This is a genomic window from Actinophytocola algeriensis (assembly GCF_014203735.1).
Lineage (GTDB): Bacteria > Actinomycetota > Actinomycetes > Mycobacteriales > Pseudonocardiaceae > Actinophytocola > Actinophytocola algeriensis.
Window position 1 is genome coordinate 206,623 of sequence record NZ_JACHJQ010000011.1, and the last position, 14,557, is coordinate 221,179.

The 14,557-nt window shown below is 71.4% G+C and carries 12 protein-coding genes and 1 pseudogene; 8 read left to right on the plus strand and 5 right to left on the minus strand.

Annotation, left to right across the window (positions count from 1 at the left end; genetic code table 11):
- Positions 1-2 precede the first annotated feature (2 nt).
- Both FHR82_RS40445 and FHR82_RS40450 read right to left on the minus strand, forming a co-directional pair.
- Entirely contained in the window at positions 3-1,154 is a 1,152-nt protein-coding gene (locus FHR82_RS40445) for a polysaccharide lyase family 7 protein (protein WP_184815950.1), read from the minus strand.
- A 98-nt stretch (positions 1,155-1,252) separates the two neighbouring features.
- A pseudogene (locus FHR82_RS40450) lies at positions 1,253-2,285 on the minus strand (LacI family DNA-binding transcriptional regulator).
- Between the two features lie 77 nt (positions 2,286-2,362).
- On the opposite strand from FHR82_RS40450, the gene FHR82_RS40455 reads away from it, so the two are divergent.
- From FHR82_RS40455 to FHR82_RS40475, 5 genes are all read left to right on the plus strand, one after another.
- Entirely contained in the window at positions 2,363-3,349 is a 987-nt protein-coding gene (locus FHR82_RS40455; protein ID WP_184815951.1) for a substrate-binding domain-containing protein, read from the plus strand.
- 4 nt (positions 3,350-3,353) lie between these two features.
- On the plus strand, positions 3,354-4,322 hold the full coding sequence (locus FHR82_RS40460) for an ABC transporter permease (RefSeq protein ID WP_184815952.1): 969 nt from the start codon (positions 3,354-3,356) through the stop codon (positions 4,320-4,322).
- Positions 4,319-5,125, plus strand: coding sequence for an ATP-binding cassette domain-containing protein (locus tag FHR82_RS40465; protein WP_184815953.1), 807 nt, complete (start codon positions 4,319-4,321; stop codon positions 5,123-5,125). Before FHR82_RS40460 ends, FHR82_RS40465 begins: the two co-directional genes overlap by 4 nt.
- A 235-nt stretch (positions 5,126-5,360) precedes the next feature.
- Positions 5,361-6,200 carry a PfkB family carbohydrate kinase gene (locus tag FHR82_RS40470; protein ID WP_184816140.1) on the plus strand — a complete coding sequence of 280 codons (840 nt, stop codon included), beginning with the start codon at positions 5,361-5,363 and terminating at the stop codon, positions 6,198-6,200.
- Between the two features lie 47 nt (positions 6,201-6,247).
- Entirely contained in the window at positions 6,248-6,805 is a 558-nt protein-coding gene (locus tag FHR82_RS40475; RefSeq protein ID WP_260418194.1) for a nucleoside/nucleotide kinase family protein, read from the plus strand.
- On the opposite strand, the gene FHR82_RS40480 is transcribed toward FHR82_RS40475, so the two are convergent.
- On the minus strand, positions 6,762-7,307 hold the full coding sequence (locus FHR82_RS40480; RefSeq protein WP_184815955.1) for a M15 family metallopeptidase domain-containing protein: 546 nt from the start codon (positions 7,305-7,307) through the stop codon (positions 6,762-6,764). The two genes, FHR82_RS40475 and FHR82_RS40480, sit on opposite strands and share 44 nt — an antisense overlap.
- Before the next feature lie 112 nt (positions 7,308-7,419).
- Between FHR82_RS40480 and FHR82_RS40485 the strand changes: the two genes are divergently transcribed.
- From FHR82_RS40485 to FHR82_RS40495, 3 genes are read left to right on the plus strand one after another with little or no spacing between them, the layout of a single operon-like run.
- Complete coding sequence (locus tag FHR82_RS40485; RefSeq protein ID WP_184815956.1) at positions 7,420-8,091, plus strand: response regulator; 672 nt, start codon at positions 7,420-7,422, stop codon at positions 8,089-8,091.
- Positions 8,088-9,455, plus strand: coding sequence for an ATP-binding protein (locus tag FHR82_RS40490; RefSeq protein ID WP_311771511.1), 1,368 nt, complete (start codon positions 8,088-8,090; stop codon positions 9,453-9,455). Before FHR82_RS40485 ends, FHR82_RS40490 begins: the two co-directional genes overlap by 4 nt.
- A complete protein-coding gene (locus tag FHR82_RS40495) occupies positions 9,455-9,901 on the plus strand; it encodes a GerMN domain-containing protein (protein ID WP_184815957.1) in 447 nt (148 codons plus the stop codon). The genes FHR82_RS40490 and FHR82_RS40495 overlap by 1 nt, the downstream gene beginning before the upstream one ends.
- Positions 9,902-9,904: 3 nt before the next feature.
- Here the strand turns inward: FHR82_RS40495 and FHR82_RS40500 are convergent, their stop codons facing one another.
- Together FHR82_RS40500 and FHR82_RS40505 are read right to left on the minus strand one after the other, a co-directional pair.
- Entirely contained in the window at positions 9,905-13,189 is a 3,285-nt protein-coding gene (locus FHR82_RS40500) for an AAA family ATPase (RefSeq protein WP_184815958.1), read from the minus strand.
- Between the two features lie 100 nt (positions 13,190-13,289).
- Positions 13,290-14,474 (minus strand): exonuclease SbcCD subunit D, encoded by a 1,185-nt coding sequence (locus tag FHR82_RS40505; RefSeq protein ID WP_184815959.1) that lies wholly within the window; start codon positions 14,472-14,474, stop codon positions 13,290-13,292.
- Positions 14,475-14,557 lie beyond the last annotated feature (83 nt).

Consider the following 14,557-nt stretch of genomic DNA (forward strand, 5'->3'; position numbering starts at 1 on the left):
CCCTAGGAGTGCGTCACGTCGATGTCGTAGATCACGACCTCGCCGTAGTTGCTGTCGGCGCACGGGTCCGACCGGTCGCAGTTGGCCTGGGTGTAGGCCCCCGCCTTGAAGTACCCGTCCGGGAAGCTCGCGCTGATCGTGGTCTGCAGCACGCCGTTGTAGTAGGCCTTGATCGAGCCGCCGCTCACGACGAACTTGGCTTCGAACGGCGTCCCGAGCACGTAGTCGTCGTCGACGAGCTTGTGGTCGGACGTGTCGCCCTTGGTGACGTAGAGCCTGGTGCCTTCCAACCGGAAGACCGAGACGTCGTCGTCACCGTCGTGGATCTGCCCGGCGACCACGTCCGGCTTGTCGTTGGGCGTCGCGGTGATCGCCTCCCGGATGACCATGGTGTGCGTGCCTTCGGTGGCGGACCAGCCCGCCTCGTCCGAGCCGTCCGCGTTCATCTCCCGCAGCTCCGACCGGGGGTAGCTGGACCCACCGGTGGTCACGCCGTTGACCGCGGCCCGGAACCGCACCCCGTCGCACGCGTCGGTCGCGACGAACCACGGGTCGGCGGCGAAGGTGTCGAGCCGCGGTTGCGTGATCTCGTCCGGGTCCTCGTCCCCGCCGGTCGGCAGGGTGACCTTCCAGGCGGTCAGGTCGAGCACGTCGGCCGGGTAGGCACAGTCGCCGCCGCCGGAGTCGGCGCCGAAGATGCCGACCTCGGTGATGCTGGTCCAGTCGTTGACGGTGTTCCCGTACCCGACGATCCGCAGGTACCGGCCGCCGCGGTCGGCGAAGTCGTACGTCTCGGGCTGCCTGGTGGTGCCACTGCTGGCCCGCCGGCTGACCACAGTGGACCAGTCGGACCCGTTCCCGGACGTCTGGACCGCGAAGGTCGTCCGGCGCTGGTCCCCGTTGTGCCAGGCGACGGACAGCGACCCGAGGTCGACCTGCGACCCGAGGTCGTACCGGATCCAGACCCCGTCCCCTTCGTCCGACCAGCGCGTCCCGAGATCCCCGTCGAGCGTGTTGGCGGGGACGTTGCCGTCATCCCCGCTGGCCACCACCGACTGGACCGCCACCGGCTCTGCCTGCGCCACCGCCCCGGTGAGCACCGCGGCCGCGGCAGGCACCACAACCGCGGCGGCCACAACTCGTATGAGCCTCATACCCCTGAACCTCCATGTCCGGCACAGTCCGTCACACCGGAAGCTACGGAAGCCACCCCGACGACCTCACCGCCCTGACCGAATCCTGCCAACCCCGCCTACAGGCCGCACCCACACGAGTTGCGGTGCATCAACGTCGTGGCCAGCCGTGCGGTCTGTGGCTTCCGGGACGGGTCGGCGATCCGCTCCAGCAGCATCCGCACCGCCGTGCGCCCCATCTCGGCGATCGGCTGCGCCACCGTCGTCACCGGCGGATCGACCAGGTCGGCCCACTCGACCTCGTCATAGCCGACGACCGCGAGATCCCGGCCCACCCGCACCCCACGCCGCCTGCACTCGTGCAGCACCCCGGACAGCATCGTGTTGTTGGCCGCCACGACCGCGGTGGGCGGCGACGGCAGTTCCAGCAGCTTGCCCAGTGCGAGCGCCGCGGGGTCGGCGGCCGACTCACCGGGCACCACCAGCGACTCGTCCCACGTCAGCTTCGCGCGCCCCAGCCCGAGCCGGTACCCGAGCACCCGCTCGGTGGTGGTCGCCAGCCCCTCGGTGCCGCTGATCATCGCGATCCGCCGGTGCCCCACCGACGCGAGGTGCTGCACCAGCCCGGACGTGGCGTAGATGTTCTCCGGCCCCACCTGGTCCACGTCCTGCGCGGTCGTCAGCCGGTCCACGAGCACGATCGGGATCCCCAGCGACTTCAGCTCCGGCAGCACGGTCCCGGACGCCCGCGGCGACGGCGTCAGGATCAACCCGTCCACGCGCCGCGACCGCAACGTCCGCACCGCCGACTGTTCCGCCTCGGGCTCGTCGTGCGTGTCGGCGAGCACCAGCGTGTAACCGGATCGGGTGATCTCGTGCTCGATGGACCGCAGCAGTTCCGCGAAGTACGGGTTGGCGACCAGGGAAATCGCCACGCCGAGGGTGCGGGTGCCGCCGGTGACGAGAGAGCGCGCGATAGCGTCTCCGGTGTACCCGGTCCGCTCGACGGCGGCCAGGACCCGCGCCTTCGTCTCGGGCGCGACGGACCTGGTGGAGTTGACCACGTGCGACACGGTGGTGATCGAGACGCCGGCCAGTTCGGCGACGTCCTTCATCGTGACCACGGAGGCTCCTTGATCGAGGAAGGCGCAAGCGTTTGCGCAAACGGTTGCGTCACGGTACTGACCGCAATAACTTCCCCGCAAACCAGCCCTGCCACGGAGGTAGTCATGGGACGCCGAGGTCCTGCTCTCCTCGCCGCACTCGCCGTCGTCGCGCTCGCGGTCGGCTGCACGAGCACCAAGTCCGGCTCCGAGGAGTCCACCGGAGACGGCAAGACGAAGATCGGCCTGGTCACCAAGACCGACAGCAACCCGTACTTCGTCGCGTTGCGGGACGCCGCGAAGGCGGAGGCCGACAAGAACGGCGCCGAACTCGTCGCGCTCGCGGGCAAGTTCGACGGTGACAACGACGGCCAGGTCGCCGCGATCGAGAACCTGGTCCAGCAGGGCGCGAAGACGATCCTGGTGACACCGAACAACTCCACCGGCATCCTCGGTGCCATCAAGAAAGCACGCGACCGCGGCGTGCTCGTGATCGCGCTCGACACCGAGACCGACCCGCAGGACGCGGTCGACGCCACGATCGCCACCGACAACACGAACGCGGGCCGCCTGCAGGGCCAGTACGTGAAGGCCGCGCTGAACGGCCAGCCCGCGCGGTCGATCCTGCTCGACGGCACCCCCGGCTCGACCGTGTCCGAGCAGCGCCACGCCGGGTTCGTCGAGGCCGCGCAGCCGGAGAACCTCGGCACCGAGGCCACCAACGGCGAACAGAACAAGGCGCAGCAGGCGACCGAGAACCTGCTGCAGCGCGCGACGACCGTCAACTCCATCTACACGCTGAACGAGCCGGCCGCACGCGGCGCCTACAGCGCGCTGAAGGCGAAAGGCCTGGCGGACAGGGTGGTCATCGGGTCGATCGACGGTTCCTGTGACGGCGTCGAGGCGGTCAAGAGCGGTGAGATCGCCGTGACCGTCATGCAGTTCCCGAAGAAGATGGCGGAACAGGGCGTGCGGTTCGCCGTGGAGTTCGCCAAGTCCGGGAAGAAGCCGACCGGGTTCGTGGAGACCGAGACCGCCGTGATCACGGACAAGCCGCTCGCCGGCATCGACAGCGAGGACACCGCGTGGGGTCTCGAGAACTGCTGGGGCTGACCGGATGACGACCCGCGTTTCCCCCAGCGAGTTCATCCTCCGCACCCCGGCCATCGGCCCGGCGATCGCGCTCGTGGTCGCCGTGGTCGTGTTCGGGCTGACCACCGACACCTTCTTCAACGTCGACAACCTGTCGCTGGTCGTCCAGCAGTCGCTGGTGATCGGCACGCTCGCGCTCGGCCAGACTCTGGTCATCCTCACCGCGGGCATCGACCTCGCCAACGCGGCGATCGCGGTGCTCTCGACGCTGCTGATCGCGAAACTGACGATCAACGGAACCGACGCGCCGATCGCGCTCGTCGTCGGCATCGTCGCGGCGGCGCTGATCGGCGCGGTCACCGGCGGTCTCGTCACGGGTCTGCGGCTGCCGCCGTTCATCGTGACGCTCGGCCTGCTGACGATCGTCACCGCGGCCAGCCGCCTGTACGCGCAGGGCCAGAGCTTCCCGGTCACCGACCCGACGCTCGGGTGGCTCGGCACCACGCAGTACCTGTTCGGGCAGATCGAGGTCACCTACGGCATGGCGGTCATGCTCGCCATGTTCGTCGGCCTCTGGTACGCGCTGACGAAGACCGCGTGGGGCAAACACGTCTACGCCGTCGGCAACGATCCCGAAGCCGCGCGCCTGTCCGGCATCCACGTCCGCCGCACGGTCCTGTCGGTGTACGTGGTCGCCGGGCTCTGCTACGGGATCGCGGCGTGGCAGGCACTCGGCCGCGTGCCCAACGCCGACCCGAACGCGTTCCAGCTCGGCAACCTCGACTCGATCACCGCGGTCGTCATCGGCGGCACGAGCCTGTTCGGCGGGCGCGGCAGCGTGCTCGGCACGTTGGTGGGCGCGCTGATCGTGGCGGTGCTGAGATCCGGGCTGACCCAGGCCGGGATCGACAACCTGTACCAGGACGTCGCGACCGGCGCGCTGGTGATCGCGGCCGTCGCCGTCGACCGGTTCTCGCGGGGGAGGCAGCGATGACACCAGTGCTGGAGGCCCACGGCCTGGTCAAGCGGTACGGCCGCGTGACGGCCATGGACGGCGCCGACTTCGAACTGTCGGCGGGCGAGGTGCTGGCCGTGGTCGGCGACAACGGGGCAGGCAAGTCGACGCTCATCAAGGCGTTGTCGGGTGCCGTGGTCCCGGACGCCGGGCAGATCCTCGTGGAGGGCAAGCCGGTCAGGTTCCACGGCCCGCTCGACGCCCGCCGGTACGGCATCGAGACCGTCTACCAGGACCTGGCGCTGGCGCCGGCCCTCGACATCGCCACGAACCTGTTCCTCGGCAGGGAACGGCGGCGGAGCGGTCCGCTGGGGGCGCTGTTCCGCCGCCTGGACGCGAAGGGCATGCGCCGCGACGCGCGGCGGGTGCTCGACGAGCTGGGCATCGACGTCAAGTCCATGACCCAGCTGGTGGAGACCCTGTCCGGCGGCCAGCGGCAGGCGGTCGCGGTGGCTCGCGCCGCGGCGTTCGGCTCCCGCGTGGTGATCATGGACGAGCCCACCGCGGCGCTCGGTGTCCAGGAGTCCGGCAGGGTCCTCGAACTGATCGACCGCATCCGCGACCGAGGGCTGCCGGTTGTCCTGATCAGCCACAACATGCCGCACGTGTTCGAGATCGCCGACCGCGTCCACGTGCACCGCCTCGGCAAGCGGGTCGCGGTCGTGTCACCGAAGACGCACTCCATGAACGCGGTCGTCGGCCTCCTGACCGGCGCCCTCCGAATGGGCGACGACGGCACGATCGAGGAGGTCGGCCTGACAACCGGCCTCGGCCGCTCGTGACTGGGCACTTACGGGACCGTCCAGCCGTGAGCGCCCGTGGCCACCGTCGGCAACCCCGAGCAGGCCACCGATGCCGCCACCCTCGACTCCCGAGTTGTCCACAGGCCGGCCGTCGCGCCCGCGGAATTGTCGGTGCCGCCTGGGAGAATGGTGATCGGGGGCCGGAGGCCGGGCCGCCGGCCCGGAACGAGCCGGTGGAGCGGCGGCATCCGGCCCCCGAGGGGGCGCCGTGAGCCTGGTCGTCGCGGTCGGCCTGTGCACGGTCGACCTGGTCCAGCGGGTGGCCGAGCTGCCCGCGCCGGGCCAGAAGGTGCAGTCCGAGTCCGTCGAGGTCGCGGCGGGTGGCCCGGCGGCGAACGCGGCGGTCGCGGTCGCCGCGCTCGGAGGCCGGGCCCGGCTGTCCACTGTGCTCGGTGCGCATCCGCTGGCCCGCCTCGCCGCCGAGGACCTGTCGGCGTGCGGGGTCGAACTGGCGGACGTGCTACCGGACCGGACCGCCCCGCCCGCGGTGAGCGCGGTGTCGGTGCGGACGGGCGACGGCGAGCGAACCGTGGTGTCACACAACGCGGCGGGCGTGTCCGCACCACCGGCGACCGACCTGTCGGGCGCCGACGTCCTGCTGCTCGACGGCCACCACCCGGAGCTGGCGCTGGCCGCCGCCCGCGCGGCCCGTGCGCGGGGCATCCCCGTGGTGCTGGACGCGGGCAGCTGGAAACCGGTGCTGACCGAGCTGTTGTCCTATGTGGACGTCTGCGCGTGCTCGTCGGCGTTCGAGCCGCGGGTGCCGCTGGACAACCCGGTGGTGATCAGGACGCACGGCCCCGACCCGGTGTCGTGGCAGGCGGGCGGGACGCGTGGCGAGGTGCCGGTCCCGCCGGTCGAGGCCCGCGACACCGCGGGCGCGGGCGACGTGTGGCACGGCGCGTTCGCGCTGGCGGTGGCCCGGCTCGGCCGGGCGCCGGGGGCGGCGGACGTGCCCGCACTGGTCGAGTACGCGAACCGCGCGGCGGCGGTGCGGATCCGGCACGAAGGAGCGAGAGCATGGGTGCGACCGATGCTGGGTTTGATGTTGTGAGGTTCGACGACCTCGTGGCCCGGGTCCGCGGGCTGCCGGGCCGCCCGATGATCGGCATCTGCGGGGCACCCGGCGCCGGCAAGTCGACGCTGGCCGAACGGCTGGTGACGGCCCTGGGCGCGGAGGCCGTGCTGATCGGCATGGATGGCTACCACCTCGCGCAGGTCGAGCTGGCACGGCTGGACCGGGCGGCACGCAAGGGCGCCCCCGACACGTTCGACGCGGCGGGCTACGTGCACCTGCTGCGGCGGGTCCGCGACCAGGACGGCGAAACCGTGTACGCGCCGGAGTTCCGCCGGGAGATCGAGGAGCCGATCGCGGGTGCGGTGCCGGTCCGCCCCGAACACCGCTACGTCGTCACCGAGGGCAACTACCTTCTGGTGGACGAGGACCCGTGGCGTGAGGTGCGGACACTGTTGACCGAGACGTGGTTCCTGGCACCGGACGAGACGTTGCGCCGTGACCGGCTGATCGCGCGGCACCGGGCGTTCGGCCGCAGCCTCGACGAGGCCCGCGAACGCACCCTGGGTTCCGACGAACGCAACGCTGTCCTGATCAACGCTACGCGGCGGGCCGCCGACCTGGTGCTCGGTTCGGTCGGCTGACGCCGGCGTGCGGCAGCCGCTGCGGCGGCTCACCCGGCCAGTACTCGAAGTGCCACCACTCGTTGTCGTAGCGGCGGTACAGCCCGAACCGCCACCCGTGCGCCTCGAGCCACCGCGCGCCCTCGACCGGCCGCACGTCCATGGCGATCCCGACGACGTGCGCGGACTCCGCCGGCGGCAGCACCCGCTGCCGCGCGACCGCCTCGGAACCGGTGCGTGCGATCTCGGTGAGGAACATCCGCCACTGCACGGCGGAGTCCCGGTGCCCGGAGGTCAGCCCGATGAGCTGGCGGTCCCGCCACAGCGCCTCGGTGCGGGCGGCCGTGAACGCGGCGTGGGCCCCGGGGGCGAGGCCGCGCAGGTCCTCGTGAGGGAAGCGGAGCCCGAGCGCCCACTGGGCGGCGACGTGCCGTCCCCGCCGCCGGTGCCGGAGGGCGGCGACGGGCAGCAGCAAACGGGCGAGCAGGGTGGTGAGCCGGGCGTAGAGGGCATCTCGTCGCATGACAACCACGGTGGCGACCGCACGTCGGCGTGCTTCGACGGTAATTCGATGAACGTGTAACAGTTCGCCCCCGAGGAGGCGCGCGGCGCCGGGCGCTGCGATCGTGGTGGCCATGCCCCGGGTGCTGTTGATCGAGGACGACGAGGCCGTGCGCGACGGCCTGACACTGGCGCTGACCAGGCAGGGCCACACCGTGCGGGCCGCGGCGACCGGCGAGTCGGGCCTGCCGCTGCTGCCGGCGGCGGACGTGGTCGTGCTGGACCTGATGCTGCCCGGCATGGACGGCTTCGAGGTGTGCAGGCGTATCCGCGCCACCGGTGAGCTGCCGATCATCATGCTGACCGCCCGCAGTGACGACATGGACGTGGTGGCGGGCCTGGAGGCGGGCGCGGACGACTACGTGGTGAAACCGGTGCAGCCGAGGGTCCTCGAAGCCCGGATCCGCGCGGTGCTGCGCCGCGCCCACGCGAGTCCGGCCGCGCAGGCCGACGAGTACGGCGGCCTCACCGTCGACCGGACCGCGCTGGTCGTCACGAAATCCGGTGAACCGGTGAGCCTGACCCCGACGGAACTGCGGCTGCTGCTGGAGCTGTCGTCGTCACCGGGCCGCGTGCTGAGCAGGCAGCAACTGCTCGAATCGGTGTGGGACCACGGATATCTCGGCGACTCGCGGCTGGTCGACGCGTGTGTGCAGCGCCTGCGCGCCAAGATCGAGGACGACCCGGCGAACCCGAGGTACGTGCAGACGGTGCGCGGCTTCGGGTACCGGTTCGGCCCGCTGTGACCCGCTGGTGGGGGCTGCGGGCGCGGCTGTTCGCCGCGTTCGTGGCGCTGGTGGTGCTGACGGCGGTCGCGGTGGCGGGCGCCATGTACGTGCAGGCACGCAACGAGATCCTGCAACGGTCCCAGGACGCGGCGGTCGCGTCCCTGCTGAGCGGCCTGCAGGCGCAGCTACCCCTGCGCACCCTGCCACCAACGGACAGCCAGCTGATGATGTTGGCCGGCGCCCTGTCCAACCGGACCGATGCGGCGGCCGCGGCCTACGGCGACCGGTGGCTGGGAGACCTGCGGCGAGACCAGGTCCCGGCAGAGCTGCGTGCGACGGTGGACCGCGGCCATGTGGCGTGGCAGCGCATCGAGTACGCGGGGAGACCCGGACTGATAACCGGCACCAGGATCGGTGGCACGGGTCTGGCGGTGTACTCGGCCCGAAGCCTGGTCCCGGAAGAGAACAGCATCGATGGCCTGGCAGTCCGCGCATGGCTGATCGGCGGTGTCGCACTGGGCGGGGCGATACTGCTGGCCCTGTTGGCCGCCGAGGGTGTGCTGGGCCCGGTCCGTGAACTCCGCCGCGCCGCGGCAAGGCTCGGCGCGGGCGACCTGACAACACGGCTGACGGTCCGCGGCACGGATGAGCTGGCAGGTGTGTCAGCGACGTTCAACGACACCGCGAGTGCACTGCAACACCACGTCGGCGAACTGCGGCGGATGGAGTCGGAGGCCCGCCGCTTCGTCGCGGACGTGTCCCACGAACTGCGCACCCCCCTCGCCGCGATGACCGCGGTGACAGACGTGCTGGACGAGGAAGCCGCGTCGCTGCCCCCGGACGCGGCGCAGGCGGCGAGGCTGGTGAGCCAGGAGACGAAGAACCTGACCAGGCTGGTGACCGACCTGATCGAGATCACCAGGTTCGACTCCGGCCGCGCGATGCTCCTGACGGACGAGGTGGACGTGGCCGCGGCGGTCATGTCCACGCTCAGCACCCGAGGCTGGCTGGACCAGGTGGAAACCACGCTCCCAGGAGGGATCACGGCACGCCTGGACCCCAGGCGGTTGGACGTCATCGTCGCGAACCTGGTCGGCAACGCCCTGACCCACGGCGCCGCCCCGGTCCGCGTGATCCTGACAGCGGAAGAGCACTGGCTGACGATCCAGGTCACCGACGAAGGCCCAGGCCTGCCACCGGAAGTGCTACCCCACGTCTTCAGCCGCTTCTACAAGGCGAACACGGCCCGGACCCGCTCCCCGGGCAGCGGCCTGGGCCTGGCGATAGCGCGGGAGAACGCACACCTGCACGGCGGCACCCTCACCGCGAGCAACGCGACAGGCGCGGTCTTCACACTCACCCTGCCGAGAGGTAGCGCCTGATGAAACCGTTGCTCCTGTTGCTCTTGCTGGCACTCACCGCGTGCGGTGTCCGCCCGTCAGTCCCGATCGAAGGTGGTTCGGCCCCGACCGAGGAACTCACGCAAGGGCCGGTCCTGTACCTGCTGGACGGTGAAACCCTCACAAGAGTGATGCGCTTCCCCACTCCGACAACCCCACTGGAACTCCTGGCCGAGGGGCCGACCAGCCGCGAGCTGGAGGAAGGCCTGACGACGGAAGTCCCACCGCACGTGTCGCCGATCACCGCGGTCCTGTCCACGACCGGCATCACGGTACGCATCTCGTCGGCCCTGAAGGACCTGTCACCGGCGGCACAGTCCCAACTGGTCTGCACAGCGCTCGGCCAGGACCAGGACATGGCCATCGAGGTCACCCTGACAGACCCGACGGAGACGTTGCCCCCACAGCTGTGCCCGTTCAGGGCGTGAGAATCAGGCGATCAGTTCGACCCGTGACCCGGTCCTCGCCTTGTGCACCCGCAACCGCGTGGGAATCCGGTGCCGCAGCTCCTCCACATGCGACACCAACCCGACAACCCGCCCCCCGGCACGGAGTTCGTCGAGTGTGTCCATGACCTCGTCCAGCGTGGCGGCGTCCAACATCCCGAACCCCTCGTCCACGAACAAGGTGTCGAGCAACGCTCCACCGGTCTCCGAAGCCACGACGTCGGCCAACCCGAGCGCCAGCGCGAGCGACGCGAGGAAGGTCTCCCCACCGGACAAGGTCTTGGCCGGCCGGACGTTCCCGGAATAGGCGTCGAGCACGTCCAGCCCAAGCCCACCCCGCTTTCCGCGGGGATCGGCGACATCGGTGTGCACGAACGAGAAGCGCCCGTCGCTCATCTTCTGCAACCGAGCCGTGGCGGCGACAGCGACCTCCTCCAGCCGAGCAGCGAGGACGTAAGCCCGAAGTGACATCTTCCGAGCGTTCTGCCCCCGCCCGTTCACCACGTCGGTGAGTTCCGCCAGTTCGGCGAACTCCGCGAGCACAGGCCCCAGCTCGGTCCAGGCAGCCCGCAACCGAGCAGCCAGCCCACCAACGTCAAGCACCCGCTGCCGAGCCACCCGGACCGCGGCGACGGCCGTCTCCATCTCCACCCGCGCGACGGAGTAGGCGTCAGCGGCAACCCCAACCTCAACCCGAACCGAGGCGTCCACCCCCGCGAGATCGGGATCGTCAAGCACCCGCCGCACACCGGCTTCCCGAGCCGCCGCGTCCGCGAGTCGCCGCTCGATGCTCCCGCTGTCCACCCCACCCGCGGCAAGCGCCGCGGCGAGGCCGGAAAACCCGGCGGCACCAAGCGCGTCGTCAACCACAGCCTGCTGCTCGCGAACCCGCGCCCGAGCCACCGCCAGTTCCGCTTCAGCCGACGCGAGCGCTTCCAGCCGCCCAGCCACGTCGAGCAGGTAGGCACGCCGAGCCCCCACGTCCCGATGCCCACCACGCGCGGACGCCAACCGCTCAGCCCGCGCGCCCATCCGCTCCAGCAGGGCAACCCGTTCTCGCGAGTACCCGATCACCTCCTTCTCAGCGTCCCGCAACCGAGCGAGCACCCGGTCGGACTCCTGCTCGAGCCCGAGCACCCGTTCCCGCAGCGCGCGATGCTCACCGGCGACCCGGACAGCATGCTCATGCGCTTCGACAGCGGCCCGGAGATCGTCGTCAAGCTCGTCGCTCTCCCGCCCCCGCAGCCGATCGAGCAACGTGGCCAGCCCCTGCTCGGCAGCCGCCAACCGACGCCCAGCCTTCTGCCGCTCGCCGTCGGCCTCCTGCTCCCGTCGAACAGCCGCCCGCTCATCCGCGGCGGTCACCGAACTGGCCTCCCCGACAGCAGGCGCCGGGTGGTCGCCGGAACCACAAACCGGGCAGGGTTCCCCGTCAGCAAGCTCCCCGGCCAACTCGGCCGCCATCCCCGCCAACCGCCGCTCCCGAATGTCCAGGGTGGACTCCCGGGCAACGAGGTGAGCGTCGACAGCCGCCTGGACAGCAGCCGTCCGCTCGGCCACCACCCGCCGAGCCACCGGCACCTGCCGAGCATCCCGGACCAACGCGGTCAGCTCTTCCCGGGCGGTCACGAGCGCAGGCAGCTCCGCCACGGCCCGCGCCGCCTCGGCAAGCGCCTCCCGAGCAGCGACAAGCTCCGCCGGCACCAGCTCAAGCCGCGCGGCGCAGGAGTCGACGACCTCAGCCGCACGCTCCTCAAGCCCCTGAAGCTCGTCGACCCGCTTCTGGTCGGCCCGCTGCTCCCGAGCTTCGTCGACGAGCCCGGCAAGCGCCCCGGCAACCTCCCGCAACGCCCCGGCCCACCACCGAATCCCGTCCGCCCGCGAGCCCCCGACACCAGCAGCACCAGAACGACCGTCGCCCATGCCCTCACCGACGGCGTCTCCGCCGGCCATGCTCCCGCCGGCCGAGTCCTTGCCGCTCGGGTTCTCGGCGGTCGCGTCGCTGCTGACCACACCCCGACCGACCGCGCCCTCGCCCATCAAGTCCTGGTTGGCCGGGTCCCCGTCGGTGGAGCCCGGGCTGGCTGAGTCCTCGTCGGCCGATCCGATGGTCCCGGCCGGGCTCGGCCCGAGCCTGCCCAGCCCGAGCTCGCCGAGCCCGAACCGTCCCAGCCCTGCGGTCTGGTCGCCGGTGCCGTAACCGGCGACCAGACCACGCAGCTCAACGAGCGCAGGCACGTCGGCGGCCAGCGCGGCCACCTTGTCCTCCGCCGCGCGAGCGAGCACCGCCACCCGCTCCGACTCGCGATGAGCCGTGACCACCGGTGCCGCCCGCCGGGCAGCGGCCAGCTCCGAAGCCCAAGCGGCCCGCGCGTCGACTTCCGCCGACAACACGACCAGCTCCGCCTCCGCGGCCGCCTTCCGGCGTACCCGCTCAGCCAGCTCCCGCCGCGCCAACAGCTCGGCCTCGGCCCGATCCCGCTCGACCGCGGCCGCCAGCTCCCGCGCGACGGCTTCCTCCGCGCCCGCCTCCGCCGCGGCGACCAGCGACGAGAGCCACGCCTCGTCCGCCGCGTCGTCGTCGGGCGGTTCGGTGCCGACCACCTGAGCCAGTCGCGCGACCAGCTGCACACACCGCAGCCGCCCCGCGTCCAGCGCCCGGTGCCGCTCGGTCCGCCGGTCCCGGAACCACTGCTCGACCAACGCGAAATGCTGCGTGCCGAACAGCTTCTCCAGAAGCTTCTCCCGCTCGGCCGTGTCCGCGCACAGGAACCGCGCGAACTCGCCCTGCGGCAGCAGCACCACCTGGAAGAACTGCTCCTTGCTCATCCCGAGCAGCCGCTCGATCGTCCGGGCGACCTCGTCGATGCGGGTCAGCCCGTCCGGCGCGTGCCCGCTCGGCGCGGCACCGACCCACGACAGCGACGCCTTCGCATGTTGTTTTGTGGTGCCATCACCTCGTTTCTTGGCACGCAGGTACTCAGGGCTCCGCACCAGCAACAGCCGGTGCCCGCGCACGGTCAGCTCGAGCCGCACCTCGGTGACCACGTCCGGTTCCGCGTAGTCGCACCGCAGGCGCTTCGCCTGGTCGCGCACTCCGGGCACGGCACCGAACAAGGCGAACGCCACCGCGTCCAGCAGAGTCGTCTTGCCGGCGCCCGTGTCGCCGTGCAGGAGGAACAGCCCGTCCGCGCCCAGCCGGTCGAAGTCCACCACCTCACGACCGGCATACGGCCCGAACGCGGTCAGCTCCAGCCGATGCAGCCTCACCGCTCTCCGTTCACGTCGGAGGCGGGCGGGGTCCCGGCCGCGGCCGGCGCCGCGCATGCTCGGCGCCGGCCACGGACGGCCCACGGTAAGCAGGTGTCGCTCATGCGGCCTCCCTGCTCCCACGCTGCCGCGCGGGTTCCGCGCGCTCGTCGTTCGCCACCGCCGCGAAAGCCTCACGCAGGAGTGCGCTCTCGCTCTCGGTGGGCTCCGCGCCCCGGCAGTCGGTGACGAAGTCGCATGCCACGTCGTGGTCGGACCGGTCTCGCACGGTCGTGGCGTAGCGCAGTGAGGTGGCGAGCGACCCGCTGACCGGTCGCCAGTCCACGTGCACGGCATGGGGGAACCGCTTCTGCAGGCGGCGCAACGCGTCCGTCGGCCGCACCCGGTCGGTCAGCTCCACCGACAGGTAGCAGTTGGCGAGCCGCTCGTGTTCGTCAGCCGTGAGCAACTCGTCGAGATTCCCCGTGACCGTGGCGAGAACGCGCGGGACCGGCAGTTCCCGCCGCTCGACCCCGGCGAGCCCGCCCGCGTCCAGGTCCACCAGCCACACGGATTTGCGGTGCCGTGCTTCGGAGAACGAGTACGCGAGCGGACTACCGGAGTAGCGCAGGTGCTCGGCCAGCCGCTGGGGCCCGTGGAGGTGGCCGAGCGCCACGTAGTCGACGCCGTCGAACACCGCGCCGGCGACCTGTTCGACTCCGCCGACGGAAATCGTTCGTTCCGACGCGCTCGGGGCGCCACCGGTGACGAACGCGTGGGCGAGCACGATGGACCGCACACCAGCGCCGCGTGAGACGAGATCGGCGCGCACCCGCCGCATCGCCTCCGTCAGCACACCGGCATGCCCAGCCGCATCGATGCCCAGCGAGTGCCGCGCGGGCTCTGGCTCCAGGTACGGGATCCCGTAGAGCGCAACGGGTCCGTGCCTGTCCTCCAGCACCACCGGCCGGTCGAGTTCGGCCACCCGGGTGCGCAGGTGCAACCCACCAGCCGCCGCGAACTCGGCGAACGCGCCGAGCCGCGGTGCCGAATCGTGGTTCCCCGGCGTGATCACCAACCGCGCGCCTGCCTGGCGGATCCGGTCGAGCACCCGGGTGCAGACCGAAACCGCCTCGCCGGACGGGACCGCGCGGTCGTAGAGGTCACCGGACACCACGACGGCATCGACCCGCTCGTCGGCCACCAGGTCCGCCAGCCCGCTGAGCACGGACTCCTGGTCGGCGAGCAGGTCCCGGCCGTGGAACGTTCGTCCCACGTGCCAGTCGGAGGTGTGCAGCACTCGCATGGCAGCCAAGTTAGGGGGAGGCACCGACAAAGCCCAGCAGGCGCGCCACTCGGACGAGTGAAGGTCCCAGGAAGGACGCGAAA

Bases quoted from the DNA above. Each gene is read 5' to 3' on its own strand.
- FHR82_RS40475 (WP_260418194.1), top strand. From the start codon at position 6,248: ATGATCGGCATCTGCGGGGCACCCGGCGCCGGCAAGTCGACGCTGGCC.
- FHR82_RS40505 (WP_184815959.1), bottom strand. From the start codon at position 14,474: ATGCGAGTGCTGCACACCTCCGACTGGCACGTGGGACGAACGTTCCAC.
- FHR82_RS40485 (WP_184815956.1), top strand. From the start codon at position 7,420: ATGCCCCGGGTGCTGTTGATCGAGGACGACGAGGCCGTGCGCGACGGC.
- FHR82_RS40455 (WP_184815951.1), top strand. From the start codon at position 2,363: ATGGGACGCCGAGGTCCTGCTCTCCTCGCCGCACTCGCCGTCGTCGCG.
- FHR82_RS40460 (WP_184815952.1), top strand. From the start codon at position 3,354: ATGACGACCCGCGTTTCCCCCAGCGAGTTCATCCTCCGCACCCCGGCC.
- FHR82_RS40495 (WP_184815957.1), top strand. From the start codon at position 9,455: ATGAAACCGTTGCTCCTGTTGCTCTTGCTGGCACTCACCGCGTGCGGT.
- FHR82_RS40465 (WP_184815953.1), top strand. From the start codon at position 4,319: ATGACACCAGTGCTGGAGGCCCACGGCCTGGTCAAGCGGTACGGCCGC.
- FHR82_RS40445 (WP_184815950.1), bottom strand. From the start codon at position 1,154: ATGAGGCTCATACGAGTTGTGGCCGCCGCGGTTGTGGTGCCTGCCGCG.
- FHR82_RS40480 (WP_184815955.1), bottom strand. From the start codon at position 7,307: ATGCGACGAGATGCCCTCTACGCCCGGCTCACCACCCTGCTCGCCCGT.